Annotated in this window: 21 protein-coding genes; 13 read left to right on the top strand and 8 right to left on the bottom strand. The window is 72.0% G+C overall.

Annotated elements, in window-relative coordinates; all coding sequences use genetic code 11:
* Positions 1 to 4 precede the first annotated feature (4 nt).
* The 4 genes from BS80_RS00515 (at position 5) to BS80_RS43355 (ending at position 5,499) form a co-directional block, all read left to right on the top strand.
* Complete coding sequence (locus BS80_RS00515; RefSeq protein WP_035791403.1) at positions 5 to 2,203, top strand: hypothetical protein; 2,199 nt, start codon at positions 5 to 7, stop codon at positions 2,201 to 2,203.
* Positions 2,200 to 2,901 carry a hypothetical protein gene (locus BS80_RS00510; RefSeq protein WP_035791401.1) on the top strand — a complete coding sequence of 234 codons (702 nt, stop codon included), beginning with the start codon at positions 2,200 to 2,202 and terminating at the stop codon, positions 2,899 to 2,901. The genes BS80_RS00515 and BS80_RS00510 overlap by 4 nt, the downstream gene beginning before the upstream one ends.
* 121 nt (positions 2,902 to 3,022) lie before the next feature.
* Entirely contained in the window at positions 3,023 to 5,335 is a 2,313-nt protein-coding gene (locus BS80_RS00505) for a DEAD/DEAH box helicase (protein ID WP_051965541.1), read from the top strand.
* A gap of 32 nt (positions 5,336 to 5,367) precedes the next feature.
* Positions 5,368 to 5,499 (top strand): hypothetical protein, encoded by a 132-nt coding sequence (locus BS80_RS43355; protein WP_269676081.1) that lies wholly within the window; start codon positions 5,368 to 5,370, stop codon positions 5,497 to 5,499.
* Positions 5,500 to 5,658: 159 nt separating this feature from the next.
* Here BS80_RS43355 and BS80_RS00500 read toward each other — a convergent pair whose 3' ends face one another.
* The 3 genes from BS80_RS00500 to BS80_RS00490 all read right to left on the bottom strand — a co-directional run bounded on the left by BS80_RS00500 (position 5,659) and on the right by BS80_RS00490 (position 8,134).
* Positions 5,659 to 6,279 carry an L-threonylcarbamoyladenylate synthase gene (locus BS80_RS00500; RefSeq protein WP_035791400.1) on the bottom strand — a complete coding sequence of 207 codons (621 nt, stop codon included), beginning with the start codon at positions 6,277 to 6,279 and terminating at the stop codon, positions 5,659 to 5,661.
* 134 nt (positions 6,280 to 6,413) lie between these two features.
* Positions 6,414 to 7,598 carry an LCP family protein gene (locus BS80_RS00495; RefSeq protein ID WP_051965540.1) on the bottom strand — a complete coding sequence of 395 codons (1,185 nt, stop codon included), beginning with the start codon at positions 7,596 to 7,598 and terminating at the stop codon, positions 6,414 to 6,416.
* Positions 7,595 to 8,134: a SigE family RNA polymerase sigma factor gene (locus tag BS80_RS00490; RefSeq protein WP_051965539.1), complete on the bottom strand. Its 540-nt coding sequence runs from the start codon at positions 8,132 to 8,134 to the stop codon at positions 7,595 to 7,597. The genes BS80_RS00495 and BS80_RS00490 overlap by 4 nt, the downstream gene beginning before the upstream one ends.
* A gap of 271 nt (positions 8,135 to 8,405) precedes the next feature.
* Between BS80_RS00490 and BS80_RS00485 the strand changes: the two genes are divergently transcribed.
* The 3 genes from BS80_RS00485 to BS80_RS00475 all read left to right on the top strand — a co-directional run bounded on the left by BS80_RS00485 (position 8,406) and on the right by BS80_RS00475 (position 11,336).
* Positions 8,406 to 9,401, top strand: coding sequence for a hypothetical protein (locus BS80_RS00485; RefSeq protein WP_157535708.1), 996 nt, complete (start codon positions 8,406 to 8,408; stop codon positions 9,399 to 9,401).
* A gap of 266 nt (positions 9,402 to 9,667) precedes the next feature.
* Positions 9,668 to 10,606 (top strand): alpha/beta hydrolase, encoded by a 939-nt coding sequence (locus BS80_RS00480; protein WP_035791398.1) that lies wholly within the window; start codon positions 9,668 to 9,670, stop codon positions 10,604 to 10,606.
* Between the two features lie 10 nt (positions 10,607 to 10,616).
* Positions 10,617 to 11,336: a helix-turn-helix transcriptional regulator gene (locus BS80_RS00475; RefSeq protein ID WP_035791397.1), complete on the top strand. Its 720-nt coding sequence runs from the start codon at positions 10,617 to 10,619 to the stop codon at positions 11,334 to 11,336.
* Positions 11,337 to 11,660: 324 nt separating this feature from the next.
* Here the strand turns inward: BS80_RS00475 and BS80_RS00470 are convergent, their stop codons facing one another.
* Positions 11,661 to 12,368, bottom strand: coding sequence for a VanZ family protein (locus BS80_RS00470; protein WP_083973997.1), 708 nt, complete (start codon positions 12,366 to 12,368; stop codon positions 11,661 to 11,663).
* A gap of 467 nt (positions 12,369 to 12,835) precedes the next feature.
* On the opposite strand from BS80_RS00470, the gene BS80_RS00465 reads away from it, so the two are divergent.
* A complete protein-coding gene (locus BS80_RS00465; protein WP_035791395.1) occupies positions 12,836 to 13,375 on the top strand; it encodes a GNAT family N-acetyltransferase in 540 nt (179 codons plus the stop codon).
* Between the two features lie 264 nt (positions 13,376 to 13,639).
* Here BS80_RS00465 and BS80_RS00460 read toward each other — a convergent pair whose 3' ends face one another.
* Complete coding sequence (locus BS80_RS00460; protein ID WP_035791394.1) at positions 13,640 to 14,248, bottom strand: hypothetical protein; 609 nt, start codon at positions 14,246 to 14,248, stop codon at positions 13,640 to 13,642.
* A gap of 378 nt (positions 14,249 to 14,626) precedes the next feature.
* On the opposite strand from BS80_RS00460, the gene BS80_RS00455 reads away from it, so the two are divergent.
* The 3 genes from BS80_RS00455 to BS80_RS37335 are packed head-to-tail and all read left to right on the top strand — an operon-like array spanning position 14,627 to position 19,666.
* On the top strand, positions 14,627 to 18,211 hold the full coding sequence (locus BS80_RS00455; protein ID WP_157535706.1) for a CHAT domain-containing protein: 3,585 nt from the start codon (positions 14,627 to 14,629) through the stop codon (positions 18,209 to 18,211).
* 26 nt (positions 18,212 to 18,237) lie between these two features.
* Positions 18,238 to 18,666: a hypothetical protein gene (locus tag BS80_RS00450; RefSeq protein ID WP_035791392.1), complete on the top strand. Its 429-nt coding sequence runs from the start codon at positions 18,238 to 18,240 to the stop codon at positions 18,664 to 18,666.
* Positions 18,667 to 18,697: 31 nt separating this feature from the next.
* Positions 18,698 to 19,666, top strand: coding sequence for a hypothetical protein (locus BS80_RS37335; protein ID WP_051965534.1), 969 nt, complete (start codon positions 18,698 to 18,700; stop codon positions 19,664 to 19,666).
* 187 nt (positions 19,667 to 19,853) lie between these two features.
* On the opposite strand, the gene BS80_RS00440 is transcribed toward BS80_RS37335, so the two are convergent.
* Positions 19,854 to 20,042, bottom strand: coding sequence for a hypothetical protein (locus tag BS80_RS00440; protein ID WP_157535704.1), 189 nt, complete (start codon positions 20,040 to 20,042; stop codon positions 19,854 to 19,856).
* Positions 20,039 to 20,188, bottom strand: coding sequence for a hypothetical protein (locus tag BS80_RS40195; RefSeq protein ID WP_157535702.1), 150 nt, complete (start codon positions 20,186 to 20,188; stop codon positions 20,039 to 20,041). Before BS80_RS40195 ends, BS80_RS00440 begins: the two co-directional genes overlap by 4 nt.
* A 39-nt stretch (positions 20,189 to 20,227) precedes the next feature.
* Between BS80_RS40195 and BS80_RS00435 the strand changes: the two genes are divergently transcribed.
* Positions 20,228 to 20,734, top strand: a complete 507-nt coding sequence (locus tag BS80_RS00435) for a hypothetical protein (RefSeq protein WP_035792692.1) — start codon at positions 20,228 to 20,230, stop codon at positions 20,732 to 20,734.
* Positions 20,735 to 21,228: 494 nt separating this feature from the next.
* Positions 21,229 to 21,348, top strand: coding sequence for a transposase (locus BS80_RS38820; protein ID WP_083973996.1), 120 nt, complete (start codon positions 21,229 to 21,231; stop codon positions 21,346 to 21,348).
* A gap of 302 nt (positions 21,349 to 21,650) precedes the next feature.
* Here BS80_RS38820 and BS80_RS00430 read toward each other — a convergent pair whose 3' ends face one another.
* Positions 21,651 to 22,352 carry an MIP/aquaporin family protein gene (locus tag BS80_RS00430; RefSeq protein WP_269676089.1) on the bottom strand — a complete coding sequence of 234 codons (702 nt, stop codon included), beginning with the start codon at positions 22,350 to 22,352 and terminating at the stop codon, positions 21,651 to 21,653.
* Positions 22,353 to 22,557 lie beyond the last annotated feature (205 nt).

Below are 22,557 nucleotides of genomic sequence, written 5' to 3'. Positions count from 1 at the left end.
CCTGATGGACCGCAAGACGTACACCGCCGAGCTGGCCTCTCTGCGCGAGCTGCGTACCGAGATCACGGCGGCCGAGAAGACGGTCGCGGCCGCGCGGAAGGAGCTGGACAAGCTCACCGACCGGCGTTCGCGCCGGGTTGCCGGGCTCGCCGGGTACGAGGGCGCCCAGGCGCCGGCCATCGCGAAGGCCTCCGGGCTGACGCTGGCCGACGTGGTGCGGATCGCCCCGCTGCTGGACCCGACCCCGGCAGCCGTCCGTGGCGCCACGACGCAAGACCAGGCCGTCGCCGCCGCGCCCGCTCCGGTAGCCGAGGCCGCGCCGGTCGCCGAGCCCTTCGCCGCGGTGGCCCCGGCGCTGACCCGTCCCGCCCCCGTCGTCGAGCAGCCGGCGCCGGCCGAGGTCGAGGACCAGGCCGTCGTCGAGCAGCCCGCCCCGGCCGCCCCGGCCGCGCCCGTCGCCGCTGCGCCGGTCGTCCCGACAACTCCGGTCGCGGTCGGGCCGCGTGGGCTGCCCGCTCTCCCGGCGGGTCCGGCTGGTGCGCGGTTCGAGGCCGTCACCACGGGCCTGGTCTCCACCCGGCCGCGGTTCACCCAGCAGGCCCGCTCCACGGTGTTCCTGGACGCGGCGGCCGGGATGCTGGCGGTGCGCGACCAGGTCGTGCGGCTCGACCTCGGCGCCCGCTCCCCGGGCGAGATCCTGGACGCGGTCCTGGCGACCGCGCCGGGCACGGAGCGGATCTACGTTACTGCGGGCGCCCCGTGGCACGACGGTGCCGAGCGCTACTCCACGCTGAAGGACGCCGTGGCGGCCTGGCTGAACACCCCGTCGGAGCGGTGGACCACCGCTGTCGGCTCGGGTCGGGACAAGCTGGCCGGGCACTTCGTCCACCAGCGTCAGCCGGTCGGCCGCTACGCACCGGCCGCGGCCCCGGACAGCGGCGCCACCGAGATCCGGTCCATGGGGGAGTGGTTCGACCCGGACGGCGCCGACGTCATCACCTGCCGGGACGCGTTCCGGCTGCTGTGGCAGGCGCTGCGCCGGCACTGGGAGGACGCGGTGCTGATGGGCTCGCCGTCGCAGACCGGCCGGGACCTGTGGTCGCGCACCATTCCCACCACCGGAAAGTGGGCCGGGGGCTACCCGGTGCTGTCCGAGGAGCTGCGGGGTCTGCTGCACGCGACCGGCGGCCAGGGCCGCACCGAGCTGATCCTGCCGCCCCGCGTGCCGGAGCAGCTGCCCGCGCTGGTGGAGTACGACCGCACGTTCGCCTACGCCAAGCACCTGTGGAAGTCCCCGGTCGGCACCCCGCGCCGGATCACTGCCGCCGCGTTCGCCGCGATGACCGAGCAGGAGCAGACCAAGGCGCTGATGTCCTGCTCGCACTGGAACGTGCGCGTGACCGTCCCGGCCGGCTGGAACCACGTCGGCTTGCTGCCCGCCCCAGTGACCGGTGACCGCGCCTGGGTCTACCCCTCCGAGCCCGGCGCCACGTTCACGACGTGGGCGGGCGGAGCCGAGGTCCACCTGGCGCTGGCCAACCACCTGATGCCGTGGAAGATCGAGATCATCAGTGGTCTCCTCTTCGAGGACGGCAAGCCGCTGGACGAGTGGGGCAAGCGCCTGAAGTCGGCGTGGGCGGATCTGACCAACCTCTCGAAGCTGCACGGCGACGAGCGGCACAGGCAGGCGGCCTACCTTGCCTCCCGCGCGGTCCGGTCGGTGCTGCTGTTCGGGCTGGGCGGCTTCGCGCAGCGTCCGCGCCTGGTCTCCGGCACCACCCCGATCGGTGAGGCGCTGCCGGCCGGGGTGGAGATCCTCGGCCAGGACGAGACCGTCACCACGTGGCAGCGGCAGGCCGGGTTCTCCCGCGACCCGTACGCCCACCCCGAGTGGGCCGCGTACGTATGGTCCGGGGCCCGCGCCGCGCTGCTGGACATGAAGTACCGCCAGGGCAAGGAGGTCATCGGCCACGCCGGGGCCCTACACGCCAAGCCCGGCACGGTCGTGTACTTCGGCACGGACGGCATCGCGCTGACCGAGCGCCAGCCCTGGCCCTACCGGGGCGAGGTGGGGGACTACCTCCTCAAGGGCCACCTGACCGGCCCGGTCGAGCACCCGGCCAGTCAGGAGCAGTACCTGAAGCTGCGCGGCCTGGGCCGCGCCGAACTCGCCGCCGCCGTTGAGAAGGGAGCTGACCAGTGAGCCCGGCCGACCCGAACAACCCGAACGAGGCCGCGAGGCTGACCCAGCAGCTCATCGACCAGGGCTACACCAAGCGCCAGGTCGCCAAGATTCTCGGCCGCGACGCCTCCCTCGTGTCGCAGTTCTTCACCAAGGGCAAGGGCGCTTCCATGGTCGGCGCGCTGCGCCAGTTGGTGCGGGCGGTGCGCGGCGGCGAGCGCGACGCCGAGGCACTGTCCGGGATCGCGGAGGCGAACACCACCCGTCGCCGGACGAAGACCGGGCAGAGGGCACGAGTGCGCGGCAAGGACACCGTGGGCGAGGCGGGCGGCAGCATGGCCGGCCGCGCCGGGCGCCAGGCCATCAAGTCCGGCGCCGGGCACCTGGCCCCGGTGGTGCACGAGACCGGCCAGGCCGGCGGGAAGCTCGCGTTCACGGTCCGGATGAAGGCCGACCAGTACGCCCACTCGGCCGGGTCGGCGGACGACTCGCCGGGCCTGCGCCGCGGGTTCATCCCGCGTGCGGACGGCACCGAGGAGCGCACCTACGGCTCCAGCTCGACCGGCGGGTTCGACGCCGCCGAGTGGTCCCAGCGCGTCGCCGAGCACCACGGTGACGTCACCGAGGCGATGAGGGAGTGGCTGGTGGAGACCGGCCGCGCGGTCGAGGATGCCGACATCGCCTACCTGGAGGTCCGCGGCTGGATCCCCGAGCAGTAGTTCCGGTCGGCCTCTGCCCATCCATGACCTGGCCCCGGCCAGAGGCCGCCCGCACCGACCTTCCCACAGCACCGCCCGCACCGGCCCCGCCGTCTCACCATCCGAAGGAGCACCGAAGCCCGTGGAGACCACCACCGCCACCCAGGCCCACGTGCCGGCCGGGCAGCGCCCGACCCCGGAGCTTCCCGTGCCCACGGTGGCGCCTGTGACGCTGCACTGGTTCCAGAAGGACGCGGTCGCGGCGGCGGTGCGGGAGGTGAAGGACGGCGGGCGGGCGACGCTGGTCCTGGCCACCGGCTCCGGCAAGACGCTGATCGCCGCGAACTGCGCCCGCCGCCTTGCCGCGCGCGGCCGGACGCTGGTCCTGGTGCCGACGATCGAGCTGCTGGAGCAGACCGCCGAGTCCTGGTCGCTGCTGGGCGGTCGCCGGGGCATGGCGGTGGCGGTGTGCTCGCGCCAGGAGGCGCTGGAGAGCGCGGAGGCCGGCGGCCGCGTCGAGGCGGCCGTCACCACCCAGGCCCCGCAGATCGCGGACCTGGTCGCGATGGTGACGCCCGGTGAGCCGGTGACTGTGTACGCCACCTACGCGTCCATGGAGCGGATCACCGCCGCACACCAGCTGCACGGCCTTCCCGCCTGGGACCTCGTGGTGATCGACGAGGCCCACCGCACGGCAGGCGCCGAGGGGAAGGCGTGGGCGGCCGTCCACGACGACGCGAAGATCCCGGCGAAGCGCCGACTGTATTTCACCGCGACCCCGCGGATCGCGGACGACCGCACGGCGAAAGCCGGCCTGGCCGACCTCACCGCCGACGGCCAGGAGCTGCCCGTCCTGTGCTCCATGGACTCCGAGGAGATCTACGGCAAGACCGTTTTTCGGTGGTCGCTCGGCCAGGGCATCGAGCACGGCTACCTCGCCGACTACCGCGTCCTGGTCCCGGTCGTCACCGACGAGGACCTGCGCGAACTCCTCAACCTGCCCGCCGTCGCCGACCTCCGCTCCCAGCGCTCCAACGAGGACCTCCTCAGGCTGGCCCTGCAGATCGCGGTGCTGCGCGCTGTCGCCGACCTCGGCCTGCGCCGGGTCATCACCTTCCACTCCCGCGTCACCGCCGCACGCGAGTTCGCCGCCACGCTGCAGGAAACCGCCGGACTGCTCCCCGACCAGGACCGGCCCGAGCGGATCTGGGCGAAGGCGGTCGCCGGCACCGACAAGCTCAAGCACCGCAAGCAGGCCTTCACCGAGTTCAAGGCCCACACCGGCGACGACGGCGAGGAGTGCGGCATCCTCTGCAACGCCCGCCTCCTGTCCGAAGGAATCGACGTCCGAGCCGTGGACGCCATCTGCTTCGCGGACCCCAAATCCTCGGTCATCGACGTCGTCCAGGCCGTCGGCCGCGCGCTGCGCCAGTCCTACCAGCAGGGCAAGGTCTCCTGGGTCATCATCCCCGTCTACCTCCCGACGCCCGAGGTCGGCGACGACACCGCCGCCGCTGACCCGGCCGAGGTCCACGACGCCGGCGAGGCCGTGAAGGCGGAGGCCGACACCGAGATCGAGGCCAGCTCCTTCCGCACCATCTGGCGCGTCCTGCGCGCCCTCGCGGCGCACGACGCCCGGGTGGTGGGCCGGATCACCGAGCTGCGCGGCAGCCGCTCCCAGCCCGCCGCGCACACCACCACGACCACGAAGGCATCCGAGGCCGGCCCCGCCGAGGGCGAGCAGTCGGCCGCGCCCGAGTCTGCGGTCGACTGGCTGAAGATCAACGCCCGCCACCACGCGGGCGCGATCCTCCAGGCGGTGAAGCTGCGGGCGTTCAACCCGCGCGCCACGGAGTGGCAGCGGATGCACGGCCTGGCAACCCGGTTCCACATCGAGCACGGCCACCTCGACCCGACCGACAAGGCCACGCACGCGGAGCTGATCTCCTGGCTCGCCCGCCAGCGCCACCTCAACGGCCAGGGCCTGCTCGATGCCGTCCGCGTCTCGGAGCTGGACGCGCTCGGCATGATCTGGTCGAAGAACGCCAACGCCTGGGAGCGCGGGGCCGCCTACGCGACCGCGTTCCACCGCCAGCACGGCCACCTCGCGATCCCGGCGACCGCGAAGCTCGACGACTACGCGGTGGGGCAATGGATGCGCCGCCAGCGCAAGGCCGCCGGCCTCACCCCCGGCCAGACGGCGAAGCTCGACGCCCTGGACGAGCTGTGGCGCCTGGACCCGGACTGGAACCGCTCCTACCGCCGCCTGCTCGCCTACCTCACGGCCGGCGGCACCCTCACCGGCCCCGCCAACCGCACCGGCGGCGACGCGGACCCGACCTTCCGGCCCGGGACATGGCTGCGCAAGCAGGCGGGGGCCCGCACCGAGGGGAAGCTCACCGAGCAGCAGAGCGCACTCCTGGACGCCCTGCACACCCACGCCCCGGGCGCCTGATCACCCGCCGGCACACCGAAGGGAACGAGCCCATGACCCTGACGACGTCCAGCCCCCGCCCGCCGACCGCCCAGGTCACCTGGAGCGCGCAGTGGCACTGCGCCTCCTGCCGGGACGGCTGCGACGCCTACGAGGTCGACCACGACTGCGCCATCGCCCAGTAGCACCACCGGCTCCTGGGAGGCCCGCATTCCGGGTCTCCACCGCGGCAGTGGCGCGGCCAGGGCCTGCGGCAGGTGCGAGAGCGCCACCCGCGATCACGCGCAGTGTCCCGCGACACGCCGCAGTCGAGACCGTTTGTCAGCCGGCCTGCGCCCGCATCGTCACTCGAAGCGCGCGGGGTCGCCGGCCCCGCGCCGGACGATCTCCGCCCCGCCGCCTGAGAAGTCGACGACCGTGGTCGGGTCCGTACCGCAGTCGCCGGAATCCACCACGGCGTCCAGCACGTGGTCGAGCCGCTCCTTGATCTCCCACCCCTGGGTCATCGGCTCGTCCTCACCGGGGAGAAGAAGGGTGCTGGAGACCAGGGGCTCGCCGAGTTCGGCGAGCAGGGCCCGGGTGACGACGTGGTCGGGGATCCTGACCCCCACCGTCTTCTTCTTCGGGTGCATCAGACGGCGCGGGACCTCCTTGGTGGCGGGGAGGATGAAGGTGTAGTTGCCTGGTGTCGCCGCCTTGACGGCACGGAAGATGTCGTTGTCGATGTGAACGAACTGCCCCAGCTGGGCGAAGCTCTCGCACATCAGGGTGAAGTGGTGGCGGTCGTCGAGACGCCGGATCGACCGGATCCGTTCGAGGCCTTCCTGGTTGCCCATGCGGCAACCGAGGGCAAAGCAGGAGTCGGTCGGGTACGCGATAAGGGCCCCCGAACGGAGGCTGTCCACCACGGTGCCGATGGTGCGGGACTGAGGGGTCTGCGGGTGCACGTCGAAATACTTCGCCATTGGCCGACCCTACGGGATCCACCCGCCCGACGGCAGCGGCCCGGTCCGTCACCGGACATCTCACCAAGGAAGATGCCCGGCGACGTCCCCGCCGCCTCTCAGACGTTCGGTGTACCGGTCACTGGTGCGCCCCGTCAGTCGACGCAGGGCACACCATCCGTGCTCTGGTGCCCTGGCTCGGCCGGGCCGGTCAGGATCTCCTTGCCCTTCCCCGGCTCCGCCGCCAGCCGGTTGCCCTGCACCTGGACCGGCAAGGTCGAGGCCGTCGTCGCGTTCTGCACGAAGGCGGGCACCTGGCGCACGAAGTCGACCGGACTCCACCCCTGGTCCACCACCAGGTCGTCCTTCACGGCCTCGTACAGCGCCGACAGCTTCCCGGCATCCGCCAACACGCCCCCCGTGCGCAGCTTGTGCAGAACGCCGGTGAGGAACGCCTGCTCCCGCTGGATCCGGGCCAGGTCGGAACCGTCGCCCACCCCGTGCCGCTGGCGCACGAACGCCAGTGCCTGGGCCGGGTCGAGTTCACTGGATCCGGCGGGCAGATGCGCGCCACTCCACGAGTCGTCCACCGCATGGTTCAGGCAGACCGGCACCGGGCCGACGGCCTGCGCGACCTGGTAGAACCCGGCCATCGACAGCTCCGCGAAGTGGTCCACCTGGACCCCGACCAGCTGCTGCACGGACTTGATCAGCGCCGCTCGGCCGGCTTCCCGCTCCTGCCAGCGCAGGTCGGCTCCGGAGAACCCCTGGCCACGCAGCCGGCTCTGTGCCGCGGCTTCGGCGGCGGGATAGACCTGGTTGATCGTCATCCCGGAACCGACCAGCACGTCTCGGGGGATCGACAGCTGACGCGCCGTCGCGCCGCCGGCCGGAATGTGCACCAGCATCAGGGTGTCGGTCACGTCCACGTCGTTCGCTGCGGCGTGCAGATCCCCGCGACGAAGGTCCTCGGAGACCGGCTGCCCCTTGGCGTCGGTCGTCGAGTCCAGTCCGATCAGCAGGATGGTCACCCCGTGGTCCAGCGGTGGCGGCGCGTCCTTCGACGCGGCCGCCAGCGCCTTGGAGGTGCGCCCGGGCATCCGGTCCGTGGCGGCAACACCCAGGGCACTCGCCCCCACCGCGACGACCGTCAGCGCACTCATGGCGCCGAACACCGCACGCCGCCGCCCCCGCCTGCGCCGCCGCCCCTGTGCCAACCCTCCCTCCACCAGTTGCCCCCCGCCCTCCGCGGTGAGACCGTCCGCCGCTCGCCCGAAGGCCGCACTCAGCCGCACCTCGAACTCCTCATCCCCGCCGCCGACCGGGCCATTGCCACTCACTGCCTCACCAACTCCTCGAGATCGCTGCCCAACAACACCCGCAACCGCGCCAGCGCCCGAGTGCACCTGGTGCGCACTGCCGCTGAACTGTCCTTGACGATCGCCGCTGTCTCCTCCACGCTGCGGTCCTCCCAGTACCGGAGCACCACCACGGCCCGGTCCCGCGGCGGCAACTGCGCCAACGCGCCGACCAGCGCCTGCCGCAGCGCCGCGTCCGGCTCGCGGACCGCCACTTCCGGCAGCACCTGACTGGGCCGCTCGCTGCTGCTCCGCTTGCGCTGGTGCGTCAGGTACTCGCGTACCAGCACGGTCTGCGCATAGCCGGCCGGATTATCGATCCGCCCGGCCCACTCGGGCCGGTGCAGCCGGTGCCACTGGCCGTACATCCGCCCGAGCGTCTCCTGTACCAGGTCCTCGGCCAGGTGACCGTCACCCCCGGTCAGGAAGTACGCCGACCGGTAGAGCTGCCCTTTGCGAGTCGTCGCGAACGCGACGAACTCCTCCTCCAAGGCTGCCCGCCGTCGAGCTGTCCCCACTGCCTCCTCCGTCCTTCGCGGTATCCGCCCTATGACGGAGCAAGGGTGGGTAAATGTTTCAAAGTATTTTGCGACCAGCCGTCAGCCCGGAAGGGCACCGGGGAACCACCCTGCGACGGCCGCCCGACCCGCCACCGCTACCACCAGCGGCCCGGTGCCGCTCCCGGCGATGGCTGGCGCCTCCTGCCAGTGGCGCTGACACCCCGTCCGTACACTCCGGGCCGGCGGGACGGTGGCGATCCGCACGCCGGCGCCTCCGCAAGTGCAACAGGTGCAGCATGACAATGCGCTGGTCATCACCGCTTTCCTCCAACGAAGCGGCGGCGACGACGTGAGCCACGCCATCGCCATGGGTGACAGCCTCCTCTATGCGCAAGCCCACGACATCAGCCCTGACGGCCGCCTGCGTGCTTCCTACGAGCCGACCCCCTTCGTCACCGCCACCGGCGCTCCGTACGTCGGAGGGTCCTCCGTCTACACCGGCAACATGGCCTGGGCCGGCATGGCCCTCACCCGCCTGTACCACGCGACCGGCCAGCAGCGTTTCCTCGACGGCGCTCTGAAGATCGCCAACTGGATCCAGACCAACACCGCCGACACGCGCGGCAACGGCGGCTACACCGGAGGACTGCGCAACGACGACGGCACCGGCGCCACGATGGTCCCCATCACCTGGAAGGCCACCGAGCACAACATCGACACCGGCGCGTTCTTCGCCATGCTGGCCACCGCCAGTGGCGACCACACCTGGGCGGACCGCTCGAAGGACGCCTTCGCCTTCGTCAAGTCCATGCAGGCGGCCAACGGCCACCTGTGGACGGGCACCGGGCTCGACGGCGTCACCACCAACCAGGACGTCGAGCCCGAAGACGTCCAGACCTGGAGCTACCTGGCCACCCTGGACCCCGCCTACTCACCGGCCGTCGACTGGGCCGCGGGCCGGATGGCCGCCGCAGACGGCCCGTTCGTCGGCGTCAGTTTCAGTGGTGCCGACACCAGCAAGGTCTGGTTCGAAGGCACCGCCCACCTCCTGGCCGCCTACAACCAGCGCGGCGCAGCCGGCGACGACGCCAAGGCCGCCACCCTGCTCAAGACCCTGGAACTGGCCCAGCACAGCGCGCCCAACACCGACGGCGCCGGAATCGTCGCCGCCTCCCAGGACGGCCTGATCACCGGCGAAGGCGACACCTACTACGCCGCCCTGCACACCGGCGCCACCGCCTGGTACCTCATCGCAGCCCAGGGAGGAAACCCGTTCCGGCTCTGACTGCGCCCCACACCCCCACGGGCTGAACCCGACACGCGACATGTGACAGTCACCAGATCCCGCCCGATCCCCAAGGCCCGGCGGGATCTTCACGTCGCGGGCGCCCCTGCCCAATCCAGCTACCGACGGGTGGGAGCAGGCGGCCGGGGGCGGACGAAATCTCACTCCGGACCGCGCCGTGTGGTGATGGGCACCTCCCTCCTGTGATGCAGGTCACCTGGAAAAGGTGACAGGGTGTTGTCGCGAAGAGCTGCGACGGTCGTCCCATGACGATCACCGACGAAGACATCCTGGCCGAGACCCTGGCGTTCAACGAGCAGTTCGAGGCCGCAGCCGCGAGCCGTCCGCCTCGCGGGGCGGTGCTGGACGCCGCCACCATGGCGCTGCTGCGGGGCAACCGGCTTGGCGGCGACACGCCACCGGTGAGACTGCCGCAGGGCCACGATCGCTTGGTGGCCGGCGGGGTACGGGTCCGGACGTTCGTACCGGACGACGCCGAGGGCGTCTACCTGCACATCCACGGCGGTGGTTGGGCGTTCGGCTCGGCGGGCGGGCAGGACGAGAGGCTGTGGCGGCTCGCGGTGGAGGCGCGGCTTGCCGTGGTGAGCGTGGACTACCGGCTGGCGCCGGAGCACCCGTTCCCCGCCGGACCCGACGACTGCGAAGCGGCCGCGCGGTGGCTGGTGGAGAACGCGGCCGCCGAGTTCGGCACCCGGCGGCTGCTGATCGGCGGCGAATCGGCCGGTGCCCATCTGAGCGTCCTGACCCTGCTGCGCCTTCGTGACCGGCACGGCATCACCGGCGCCTTCCGGGCCGCCCACCTGCTCTTCGGCGCGTACGACCTGTCTATGACACCGAGCCAGCGGTCCTTCGGCTCCCGGCGGCTGCTGAGCAACACCGACGCACTGCGGGGCAGTTACGAACTGTTCCTGCCAGGGATGGGAGCGGAGCAGCGCCGAGCTCCGGAGGTCTCGCCGCTCTTCGCCGACCTGACCGGCCTGCCGCCCGCCCGGATGGTCGTCGGCACCGAGGATCCGCTGCTGGACGACTCGCTCTTCCTGGCCCAGCGGTGGCGGGCGGCTGGGTCACTCGTACAACTCGGCGTCGTCGCCGGGGCGATGCACGGTTTCACCCTGTTCCCGCTGACCGTCACCGAACGCGAACAGCGGCGCCAGCACGACTTCCTGGCCGGCGCGGGACGGTAACGTCTGTCTGATGAAGCGCACTTCTCGGCTCTATGCGTTGGTGGAGGAGTTGCGCGCGGCAGCGCCGCGGCAGCTGACGGTCGCCGCGCTCGCCGCGCGGTTGGAGACCAGCACGCGCACGGTGCAGCGTGACCTCAAAACGCTGATGGAGACTGGCGTTCCGGTACGCGCAGCGGCAGGGCGGGGTGGTGGTTGGTCGATCGACCCGGCGATGACCCTGCCCCCGATCCACTTCACCGCCGAGGAGGCGTCCGCCCTGGTCGCCGCACTCGCCCTGGTCGACGCCTCCACCCCCTACGGACGCGCGGCCCGCGCGGCGTCCCAGAAGATCGCTGCCTCGGTGACCGGTCCCGCCCTGGCGGCCGCCCAGGACTTCGCCGCGCGGATCGTCGCACTACCGGCCCGCACCGACTCCGCGGTCCGGGCCGAAGTGGAACGGGCGTTGGCCAACCGCACGGTACTGCGGCTGTCCTACCAGGACGCGGGGGGACGCGAGAGCGACCGATGGGTGGAACCGGCCGGGCTGCTCACCGCCGGCGGTCGGTGGTACCTCATCGCCTGGTGCCGCACCCGGCAGGCCGGCCGGGGCTTCCGGCTGGACCGGATCACCGCAGCGACGGCGACCACCGAGCAGGCGCACCCTCACGACCTGGCCGAACTGCTGAACGGTTCGGCCGCCGCAGGTGCTGTGCGGCCCGGCGCGTTGGCTCCACTCGTTCCCTCACCCTGAGACCCGAGCGCGGAGCGCCGAGCGCCGAGCGCTGAAACGGCTCCGCGGAGGTCGATCGGGCCGTGTCGCGGGGCCGTGTCGCGGGCCCTGCGGCCGGGGACCGCCCCGGCAGGCTGGCGGCCGAGGGCCACGGTGGTGCTGTTGTTGGCCTTGCTCGCGTCCCAGGGCATGCCGCTGTCCTGGGACGCCCTCGTCGATCGACATGAGCGCCACGGTGGCCGAGGCGGGCGCGGCCGGATCGGCCACCAAGGTCCGCGACAACGACCCCGCCCTCGCGGACGAGGAGCCGTCCGAGCGCATGGTGCGCCGGGTCCGGTCCGTTGCTCACGCCCTGCCAGCCGCAGGCCCCGGTTCAGAGGTGGTGCCGCGCCACCAGCGTCGGGAGGCCAGTGCGGCCAGCGCTGCGCCCGCGGTGTTGACCAGTACGTCGTCCACCGAGGACACGCGGTCCAGCTGGAGTACGTACTGCAGGACCTCGATTGCCGTCGAGCAGGCTGCCGCGAGCGCTGCGACCCGCTGTACCGAGGCCAGCGCCGCGAACCGTACTGGGCCGAAGAATCCCAGCGCCGCGAAGACCAGCAGATTCCCGCCGACCTGGACGATCGCGGACCCGGGGCCTGCCTCGACGGTCGCGATCAGGTCCCGTAGCGGTACCAGACTCACCCGTGTCGGAGCGTTCGGGCCGGCCTGGGCGCCCGGCAGCATGGTCATCCACACCCACGGCAGAGTCCCGTAGACGATGCCGACCTCCGCCAGCGAGGCGCGTCGTGCCCACGCCGGCGCGGTGCCGGCGTGGGCACGACGGCGGGTCAGCAGCCGCATGGTCAGCGCCGCCAGGGGCAGCGCGAGCACGGTGAGGAAGACGACCCCGTTGATCGTGTCGAGGTAGGAGTGCAGCCGGTTGCCGTGGTGGCCGAGCGGCCGCTGCGCGTAGAAGCCGACGAACGCCGCGGCGAGCAGCGCCAGGCCGCCGAGCACGGTCCGGTGCGCGCGACGGACCGACTGTGTCGGAAGCGAGGTGATGTGGTCCATGGGACACATTCAAACGGCTGCGGTGTTGCGGCGGTGTATGCGTTTTCCGGTACGCCGCGATATGCGCTGTGGGCCGGACATCGGCCCGGGCTCCCCAACCACACGTGCGCATGGGAACCGACCTCGTATCGGAACCCACCCCCGCCGCTCCGGCCGTGACGTCCGGTCCGTCCGTGGAGCCTCGGGCCCGGCATCCGAGAGCCGACTCCGGCCGCCCGGCTCACCTGGAGCGCGCAGTGCCACTGCGCCTCCTGCCGGGACGACCGCGATGCCTACGTCGACGACGGCACCTTCGTGCGCGCGGACCACGACTACAACCAGGGCGACTGTCCGTTGTCATCCAAGCGAGGCGTTTGACAGCGAACCCAGTCGTACGAGGGGACGTACTGCCGATCGGGAGCGACAGCGCCCAGTGTCGGCCGAGAAACGGCTTGGCCAGTGCTCGGCGGAGAGATCATCATGTGGGAATGTCTGATGAGAACTGGTCCTCTGCGACACCCACTGCGGTGCGGCTCCTCCAGTACACGAAGGCGGACCAGGAGGAGATCCTCGGCAACGGCGATGATCCCTTCGGCGTCGCCTCGGCCGGTCTGACCTGGTTGCCGAAAGAGGAACACTTCGGCATCAGACACGAAGACCGGCTCGTGGCACACACTGGCCTGCTACGACTGCCTGTTGCGATCGGCGACACCAAGACAGAGGTGGTGGGCGTCGGCGGGGTGGCCGTGTCACCCGGCATGCAAGGTCAGGGTCTGGCTGGGCTCGTCGTCACGGCTGCCCTGGAGCACGCCCGCACGATGGGTCCTCAGCACGCACTCCTGTTCTGCCGACCTCCCCTCGTGTCGCTCTACCAGCACCTCGGATGGCACCCGCTCGACACCCACGTACTCGTCGAACAGCCTGAAGACCGCCTGGTGACGATGCCGCTGCGGACCATGACGATGCCCCTACGCGACGACGCCCATTGGCCCGCCGGGCCCGTACGGCTGTTCTCGCTCCCTATGTGACGGAGAGCCACCCCTCTGGCCTGATCGTTTGCCAACCAATCCAGTCGCCGCAGGCCAACGCGAACAGAACGCTAACTTCCCTGTCAACGGACAGTGACGGCGAGGTGTTGTGGCAGGGCCGGGCCGCGTGCTCTGATGGGGCTCTTTGAAGGGTGGCGAGCACGCCGATGCCCGCCATCGGCAGGGGGGCGAGCGCGGCTGTCCGGGCGTGCCGCCGCACCACGTGCGCAGGCCAGGCCACGTTCCTGCGGGACCCGCGCGCCATCAGCGGCCCCCGACCCGGCGCAGCCCGGCCCGCCGGGACCGCCGGACCAGCAGCTCGAAGAGCCCCAGAACCACCGGCAGGGACCAGGCGGCGATGTCGATCCCGCTGTAGTCCGTATCGGTCGGTTCCGGCGCCGTCCAGCCGTGCGGGTCGATGAGCACGTCCTGGCTCTGCCCGACTTCCGCCGGCCCGTCGCAGGAGTCGTTGCCCAGCTCGGCGTGCTTGAGCGGCTTGCCGTCCACCCGCTCCAGCAGGCAGGTGTACTGCGGCCCGTGCTTGCCCTGGTACCTCTTCACCGAGGTGACCCGGACCTGCACCCGCTGCCCCTGGTGCGCCATCACCTCTGCCTGCAGCAGCGGCCCCGGCACGGACAGCGCGGCGATCCCCAGGATCACCCCGCCGACGAGCAGCCACCCGCTCGGCGCGGCGGTCATCATCAGCAGGAGAGTAGCGATCAGAGCGAGGGTCCCGAGCACCAGCCCGAGCCCGCTCCAGTCCGGATTGGCGGCCAGCAACGACAGCCCGACGATCACCGGCGGACCGAAGAACGCGATCGTGGTGAGGCGGCGGACCTGCCGGGACGAGGTGACGGTGGCTGTTCGAGGCACGGTTCAGTGTGACGAACGGGGCCGTCAGGCAGAAGAGCGGGGTCCCTCATGACCGGGGCCGGAACCATGAGCGTTCCGACGATCCGCACCACGGCCGACGTCGTCGCTCCGGTTGCGGTCTGTCACCTCTGAACGCCGTTCAACGCCGGCTCACGGGAAGGCATTCGGACAGTTCCAACACCGACTCCACCATGGGAGGGCGCCCGGCGCGGTGCGCCGAACCCCGTGCAGGTCGCCGACCGGTTCCATCTGTGGCAAGGCTTCGGTCGCCGAACGGCCCCCACATACCGCGATCACCCCGGAAGCGTACGAATAGTAGTGCTGTGCGGTTAGCCGGAATCCGAGGTGGGCCGGAAGCTGATGGCTCATCATATGAGCATGGCGGGGCAATGGTTCGGTGAGGATCTCCCGGAGCCGCAGCGGGAGTTCGTGCGGCGCCTGCTCGGTTTCGCCGGGCGGGACGTGGCGTACGTGGCGGACGTGCGGCGGGAGGCGCTCTTCGGGGAGCCGATGGAAGACGCCCGCTCCGCACTGCTGGCCGACAGCCAGGCCGGGCGGATGAGCGGCCCGCTCAACGTGCAGCTGCTGGGGCTGCTCGCCTGGTGTCGGGGCCTGTGCGGCGGGGAGGCGGCGGAGCTGCGGTTCGCGGCGGTCTGGCTGGAGGTGACCTCGCGCTGCGCTCCGGTGTTGCTGCCGGAGCCGCTGTGCTCGGCCGGGCGCGAGCGGTTCACGCCGGAGGGGTTCGGCGCGCTGGCCGGGGAGGGCGAGCAGGCGCTGCTGCGGGCAGCGGAGTTCATCCGGGGCGGCCTGGGCTGGACGGGCTCCCCGGCCGAACTCCAGGCCGTCATCGCCCACGCGCAGTCCCGGAACATGAGTCGGAGGACGCCGAAGGACCCGTCCGCGGTGATCGAACTCGCCGAGCGGGCCGTCTCGTTGCTCCCTGTGGGGCACTGGCTCAGACCGGTGGCGCAGGTCCAGGCGGCGGCTGCCATGGGCGCAGTGACGATCGCCGCCGGTGGTCTGTCCAGCGGGCCGGCGTTGGCGCTGCTGGAGGAGGCTTCCGCCGCGCTCCCGGCCGGGCACCCGTTCGAGAGCCAGTACCTCACCGCGCTCCAGCTGCACCTCACCATGCGGCTGTTGGAGTCGGGGCCGCTGCGCCCACCGCCCGCGGCGGACGCGCTGCGCGCCGTGGAGATCGGCCGCCGAGCCCTCCGCCTGCTGGTCGACGACGACCCGGACCGCCACCTCCTGCTCGACACCCATCAGAACGCACTGTTCGGCCTGCTACGGACCGATCCGACGGACCGGGCGCTGTGGGCCGAACTGTTGCATTACGGAGGGCTCAACGCTGCGCAGCACCGCGGGTCGCCCCGGCAGGAGGCGGCGGTATGGAGCAGGCTCGCGTCCATCCTGGAGGCCCTCGCCCAGTGGAACGACGACGAGGGCCTGCTCGGTGAGCTGATCAGGATCGCCGCGGAGGCGTACCGGATCGCGCCGCACGGGAGCCCGCTGCGCGCGCAGGCGGGGCAGCAGCTCGGCGCCGCCCAGGTGATCCGGGCGCGGCGCCGGGGCGAGCCGGCGGCGCTCGACGAACCCGCCGAGGTGTACCGGGCCGTGCTCACGGAGAGCGCACCTCCCGGCGCCGTCGAGGAGCCCGACGACGCGGCGGTGCGCGCGGCGGCCCTCCTCAAGGCCCACGCGGGTCTCAAGGAGATCCTCGAAGCCCGGTACCAGTTCACCGGCGACGAGGACGCCCGGCGGGAGGCGATGCACATGGCGAGCCCGCCCGCACCGCTGCCGGCCAGTGCGGGCGCCACTCCTCTCGACGACCGGATGAACCGGATGAACCTCGCGGTGTCCGTCCTGCACGAGGCCATGAGCGCCGTCAGCGTCCGGTACCTGCAGGCGATCGACGACAGGCAGCCGCAGGTGATGCGCGCGGCCGCGACGGACTACCTGGCGCGGGTGGAGGAGGCGGTCCGCATCAGTGACGACCCCGTCGTCCTGGAGATGGCCGCAGAACGGCGGGCGAAGGTGGAGCAGTGGCGCGCCGCGGCCGACGCCATCGAGCGGGGTAGTCCGGACACCGGCGAGGACCTCGCGGACCTGCTCGCGCTCGTGGGTCGGGACGGGACGGGCGATGCCGCCCAACCGGTCGGGCCGGGCCGGGACGGCGCTCGCAGCGGCCTGCCGGCCTACCTGCTCGGCCCGGCTGGCGGCACGGTACTGGAGCGGACCGCAGGGGTGGCGGCCGAGCGGGCGATCCGCTCGTGCGGGGAGGAGAGGGCCGCGGCCTGGGCCATCGCCCTGGACGCCGCACGCCGGCTCCGTACCTCCCAGGGAGTCTCCCCGCTGGCGCTGATCCGCGTCGTCAGGCCGCTCGCCCGGGCCGCTGCCGAGCTGGATGACTGGCCGGCCCTCGCGCCGGCGCTCGCCGCGGCCGTGCGGGTGGAGAGCGCGCTGGTGTCGGCCCGGCTCGGCCCTGAGGACCGCGAACGGCTGACGGCCAGGTACGCCGCCGGGCTCGCCGACGCCTCCCTGGCAGCGGCCCTGATGGCCGGGGAGCCCGCCGGTCAGGCGCTGGCCCGGTGGGAGTCGGCCCGCGGTCTGTTGTCGGCCGTCCGACTCGACGCGATACCCGACCTCGGCAGCCTCCGACGCGAATTCCCGGACGCCGCAAGCGGATTCGAGGATGCCAGGGCCGCGCTGGACCGCGCGCAGGAAGGTAGACCGAAGAACGAGGAGGACAGGCCGAGCCTGCCCACGGAAGCGGGCGCGGTCGAGCGGCATCACCGGGCGGCCGCCGCCTGGGAGGCGCAGCTGGCCGCGGTGCGCGCACTGCCCGGGTACGAGGACTTCCTGCTGCCGCCCACCCCTGCCCACCTGCGCCGACTCGCCGATCGCGGCACCCTGGTGGCCATCAGTCTGCATGACCGGCGCTCGCACGCCGTGCTGGTTGCGCCGAAGGGCATCGACGTCGTACCGCTGCCGCTGCTGAGCTTCGAGCAGGCCAGGGCGTGGCTGCTCCGACTGGTCGACGCGATGACCATGCTCAACCGCCCCGGGACGGACCGCGATCGGGCCGCCGGCGAGGTGCGGGAGCTGCTCACCGAGCTCTGGCACAAGCTCGCCGAGCCGGTCCTGCACGCGCTCGGCCACCACGGCCCACCCGCCTCACCGGCCGAACGGTCCCGACTCTGGTGGGTGCCCTCCGGCGCGGCCGTCTTCCTGCCGCTGCACGCGGCCGGCCGGTTCGCCGGTGCGCAACCCGTCACCGGAGACAGCGTGCTGGAGCGCGTGGTCTCCTCGTGCGCGCCGACCCTGCGCTCGCTGCACCATGCCCGGCGCCGCCCGGCCCCAGCCTCCCCGCCGAGCGTGCTCGCCGTCGCGGCGTCGGGCCAGGCCGGGCAACCCGGCTACCTGGCGCGGGTCGTGGACGAGGCCGAAGACGTCCTGGACGAGGTCCGTGCCGGGCGGCTGATCTCCGGTGACCGGGCCGACTGGGCGGGCCTGGTGGCGGGGATGGCGGAACACCCCTGGCTGCACTTCGCCGGGCACGCCCGGACGGCGGTTGGGAGTCGGGACCCGGCCCGGCAGAGCGGTCTGCTGCTCGGGGACGGCACCCTGCTGTCACCGTCGACCGTGGGCAGCCTGGACCTGCCGGGCGCCGAGCTGGCCTATTTGTCTGGCTGCGGCACGGCATTGGGCGCGACGAGGCTGCTGGACGAATCGCTCCACATGGCCGGGACGCTGCACCTCGCCGGCTACCGCGACGTCATCGGCACCCTGTGGCCGGTCCGTGACGACGAGGCCGGCCGGATCGCCCTCGCCTTCTACCGGGAGCTGCTGGCGGCCGCCGAGTACAGCCCGGCCCACGCCCTGGACGCCGCCGTCCGCGCGGCGCGCGCCCGCACTCCCGACCGGCCCGACCTCTGGGCCTCCTACCAGCACATCGGCCCGTGAGGGCCGGCCACCCGAGGAGCAGCACCGTGCAGCCGGACGAACTGCGTTACCGCTACCGTAAGTTGCTATCAACGGATCCTGTCGCAGAGCAGGACGCCCGCTACCTGATCGACCCCGAGGAGCCACCGGCACGCCTCGAGCTACGCGACGAGCTGGACCGGTTGTTCGCACAGCGGCCCGAACTGGGCCGCGTCGTCCTGGCGTCGGGATCGACCGACCTCGGGGTCGTGTACCCGTCGGTCCTCCCGGGGGCCGACCCGGGCTCCCGCTCGGCCCCCGCCGGGGACTCCGGCATGATGGGCCTGCCGGGCCAGGCTCACTACAGCCTGCTGTACTTCCGCTGCCCGGTGTGCCCCGACCCTGTCACCCAGGCCGCGGTGTTCCTGCTCGACGGCCTGCCGCCGGTCTGTCGCAAGGAGAAGACGCACGGCCGCACCCTCCGGATCGACCAGTGACCGGCGCCCGTGCGGGAGAGGCGGAGAGAGCATGAATCTGGGGGCGTTGGCCAAGCCCGCCGCATCCTCGCTCTCCGGTCGGCTCTTCCTGGTCTCCACGCTGCCGACCACGGCGGCCACCGTCTTCGTGCTCACGCTCCTGTGGGCAGGGGCCCCGGGCCCGGTGCACTGGCAGCGGGCCTGGCAGACCGCGGCCCAGCTGCGGACGGGTGAGATCCTGCTGCTCCTGCTGGTGGTCTCGCTGGTCGCCCTGGTCACCATGCCGCTGCAACTGCCGCTGGTCCGTTGGCTGGAGGGCTACTGGCCCAAGGGGCTGGGGTGGCTGGCCGTCCCCTGCCGAGCGTGGCAGCTGAAGCGGCGTGGGGTCATCGTGACCGAGATCGGTCCCGAGGAGCCGTCTCCCGCCGAGATCCAGCTCCTCGGGCAGCACGGCAACTGGCAGCGCACCCGCTTTCCGGTCGAGGACCACTTCGTCCGGCCCACCGGTCTCGGCAACGTGCTGAGCGCCGCCGAGGCCCGGGCCGGCCGGATCTACGGCTTCGACGCGGTGGTGGTCTGGCCCCGGCTGGAGCCGCTGCTCGGCGAGCGGGTGCGGGCGGCGGTCGCCGATCGCCGCACCAGCATGGACGCCGCCGCCCGCCTGAGCGTCACCGCCGCCCTCTGCGTCCCGCTGACGATCTGGCTGCTCCGGGACTCCGGCTGGTGGTTGCTGCTCGCCCCGGCGCTCGCGGCCGTGGCCTGGTTCGCCTACGTCGCCACCGTGCACGCCGCCGTCGCCTACGGGGAGTGTGTCATCGCGGCCTTCGACCTGCACCGCTTCGAGCTGTACCCCGCCCTGCACCTGCCCCTGCCGGCCGACGCCGCCGAGGAGTTCAGGGTCAATGAGGCGATCAGCTCCCTGTGGCGCCAGGACCTGCGGGCCGACCCGGCCGTGCGCTACCAGCACGAGGGCGGCCGGCCGCCGCAGCCAGGGGCGGCGGAGACTGCGGAGAGGGAATGAGAGGAGGAGGACTGAGAAGGCATCCGCAGTTGGACGAGGCCACCGGCCTGGGACAGGCTCGTGTACAGACACCTTTCCCGGCCGGAAGGGAGCCCCCACGTCCCCCCCGGCACGGCATACGCTCCGAGAACACCGGTGTCCCCGCACCGCTGCTGAGGACCGCCACCACGACGATCCGCGGCGCCGCTCAGGGACTGTCCTTGTACGGCGAAACGGCCGCGAACAGCTCCAGCACCGGGACGACCCGATACGGACCGTCGTCCTCGGACAGCGTCACCACCAGCGTCACCTCCAGCGCCGACACCGCGAGCACCCCGTGCACCTGGCCGTCGAATCGGCCCCGGCCCCCGACCGTGACCTGAACCGGACGCCTCAACCCGCCCATCCCTGCCATCCCTCGACCCAGACCAGGCTCTTCGTGCCGAGCAGTTCGGACTCCAGATCCGCCGCCAGGACGCCCGGCCACAGGAGATGGAACAGCACCGGCAACACGAGCAGCCGATCACCGACAGCAGCCCTCACCGCGATACCGTCTGGGCAAGATCAGTCAAGGGGGCGGGGATGACAGGTCAGATCGAGTTCGATTGGCAGCTCAGCGGTAGTGGTTGGGCAACATGCCGAATCGCCGACGCATCTGCCGAAGCGAAGTACGTGGTCAGCTACTGCACCGATGCCTTGACCGATCTGCTCAACGGGCTGGAAGGCATGTACCGTCTGGACCCAGTCCAACGGTTCTCCTTCGACCTTGAACCCGTCGAAATCAGGTGGGTGCTTCGTGGCGTCGCCACAGGCGTGGGCGTCTCGATCTACAGGTTCCCCGACATGTCCGCGAGCTTCGCCGCCCCCGACACCGACGGCACCCTCTCGTGGCGTTCGACCCAGCCTCGAAGCACGCTGGTACACGCCGTGATCGAAGCCGCTCAGGAGGTGCTGCAGGAGCACGGCGAGGCTGGCTACGAGGCCAGGTGGATTCGGTTCCCGTTCCCGGTCGCTGCGCTCCAGAACCTTCGGCGACTGCATCTGCTGGACGACGAGTGCGGTCAACCGCACGACCCCTCCACGCCGTAGGTTATGGGCCCGTAGGCCGAAGGCCCTCTCTCGCGAGCTAGCCACCCAGGCCACACCCCGTTCGACGGGGTACCTGAAGCGAAGCGGCCTTGTCGTCGCTCAGGACTGCCAGCGGGGGGCCTCGTCGTCCGGGGTGTTCGGGCTGGCGAAGTGGAAGGGAACCGAGAGGTGGGCGGCCAGGGCGCTGCCGGGTGGCGCGAGTGGTAATCCTCGTCCTCGCCGAGGTACCGCTTGGCCGTTGACCGGTAGACGGTGGCCATCTGAGCCTCTCCCGCCGGGTCGGCGGTGATGGCCAGCAGTTGCACGAACCAGTCATGGACGGTGTCACCGTCCCAGATCGCCTCGATCGCCTCGATCGCCACGACGCGGCCGGCGCACCCGGCCGCCCGATGCGCCAGCGAGTCTGGAGTTCCGCCAGCTCATCACCGAACTGGAGCACCCATGTGCCTCCCCTCGTAGCGTAGAGACCATGACTGGAGGGGAAGTTGGGAGTCATGGCGGAGAAGAGGCGGAAGTTCGACGCGGAGTTCCGTGAGGGGGCTGTGCGGATCGTCGCCGAGACCGGTAAGACGCTGGCCGAGGTAGCACGGGGCGGGCCGAGACGGCGACAATGACCAGCACGACAATGCCGATCACGTTCCAGCCGAGTGTGGCGTACTCCAGGGCGAACCCACGACGGAGCAGGGCGTGGCGGGAGATCTCGGTCGGGGTGGTCATCGCACGATTCTCCCAGGCCGATCAGCGGCCACTCTCCGGGCACCAGCCGCAGACCGGCTCGGCCATCCGCGCCGAGCTATCCCGGTCCACGGCGTGGCCCCGTTCTTGCCATCTCACCTCACTCGCCCTCGCCGCCTTCGGGGACACCCGCGGCGATTTGGGGCGATCGGTTGTGCACGGCCCCGCCAGCGGCCGGGGCTCAGTTGTGTCTGGTGGTGGGAGGGCTCAGCGTGCCTTGGGCGGCGCGGGATCCGCTCGGGCCGCCTGGTCCGCGCAGGATGTGGGCGGCGGCGACGGCGAGGAGTGTTCCTAGCAGCGGCGCGGTGAGGTAGATCCACAGGTCGTCCAGGTCCGGGCTGACGAGCGCGGGCCCCAGGGAGCGGGCGCGATTCATGGACGCACCGCTGACGGGGCCGGCCCACAAACCGGCCGTCACGATGTAGGCGCCGACGCCCACCGCGGACAGCGACCCGATGTTCTGCGCGCTGGAGGCCGTGCCCAGAATCGTGCTGACGAGTCCAAGCGTGAGGACGGCTTCGACGGCGAACGCCTGGGCCGCGGAGAAGCCGGGCCCCGGGAGGGTCGCTCCCAGGTGGGCCACATCGCCGAAGGTGGCGCGCAGGACGACGCTGGCCAGCAGGGCGCCGACGACCTGGGCGGCGACGTAGCCAGGGACGCGGCGCCAGGCGAAGTCGCCGCGCAGGGCGAAGGCGATGCTCACCACCGGGTTCAGGTGGGCTCCGGAGACGGCGCCCATGAACAGGATGACCGCGAGCACGGTCAGGCCGGGTGCCGTGACTTCGGCGCCGCGGCCGATCCCGCCTCGGGTGGCCGCTTCCAGGACCCCGGCACCCGCCCCGGCCAGGACGAGCAGGAAGGTCCCGAACATCTCACTGAACAGCCGCCGCCCCTCGAAGGACAGGTCGGATGGACTGCGTCATGGGTGTTGAGGTGCCGGGGAGGGCGCCGAGGTGGCTGGGCGGTACTCGTAGCGGTAGACCTCGCGCATCGCGCTGAGATCGGCGACCCGCCGCCGGGCAGGTGTTCCGGGTTGGATGCCGGGCGTCGGCTGAGCCGGAGTCGGCCGCGGCCCACTTGGGCCACGG

This window comes from Kitasatospora mediocidica KCTC 9733, assembly GCF_000744225.1.
GTDB classification, from domain to species: Bacteria; Actinomycetota; Actinomycetes; order Streptomycetales; family Streptomycetaceae; genus Kitasatospora; species Kitasatospora mediocidica.
Note: the sequence above shows the minus strand (reverse complement) of the source record. Positions and strands in the feature narration are given on the sequence as shown.

Bases quoted from the DNA above. Each gene is read 5' to 3' on its own strand.
- BS80_RS00475 (WP_035791397.1), top strand. From the start codon at position 10,617: ATGAAGCGCACTTCTCGGCTCTATGCGTTGGTGGAGGAGTTGCGCGCG.
- BS80_RS00500 (WP_035791400.1), bottom strand. From the start codon at position 6,279: ATGGCGAAGTATTTCGACGTGCACCCGCAGACCCCTCAGTCCCGCACC.
- BS80_RS00455 (WP_157535706.1), top strand. From the start codon at position 14,627: ATGGCGGGGCAATGGTTCGGTGAGGATCTCCCGGAGCCGCAGCGGGAG.
- BS80_RS43355 (WP_269676081.1), top strand. From the start codon at position 5,368: ATGACCCTGACGACGTCCAGCCCCCGCCCGCCGACCGCCCAGGTCACC.
- BS80_RS00480 (WP_035791398.1), top strand. From the start codon at position 9,668: ATGACGATCACCGACGAAGACATCCTGGCCGAGACCCTGGCGTTCAAC.
- BS80_RS00470 (WP_083973997.1), bottom strand. From the start codon at position 12,368: ATGGACCACATCACCTCGCTTCCGACACAGTCGGTCCGTCGCGCGCAC.
- BS80_RS00515 (WP_035791403.1), top strand. From the start codon at position 5: ATGGACCGCAAGACGTACACCGCCGAGCTGGCCTCTCTGCGCGAGCTG.
- BS80_RS00435 (WP_035792692.1), top strand. From the start codon at position 20,228: ATGACAGGTCAGATCGAGTTCGATTGGCAGCTCAGCGGTAGTGGTTGG.
- BS80_RS00465 (WP_035791395.1), top strand. From the start codon at position 12,836: ATGTCTGATGAGAACTGGTCCTCTGCGACACCCACTGCGGTGCGGCTC.
- BS80_RS38820 (WP_083973996.1), top strand. From the start codon at position 21,229: ATGGCGGAGAAGAGGCGGAAGTTCGACGCGGAGTTCCGTGAGGGGGCT.
- BS80_RS37335 (WP_051965534.1), top strand. From the start codon at position 18,698: ATGAATCTGGGGGCGTTGGCCAAGCCCGCCGCATCCTCGCTCTCCGGT.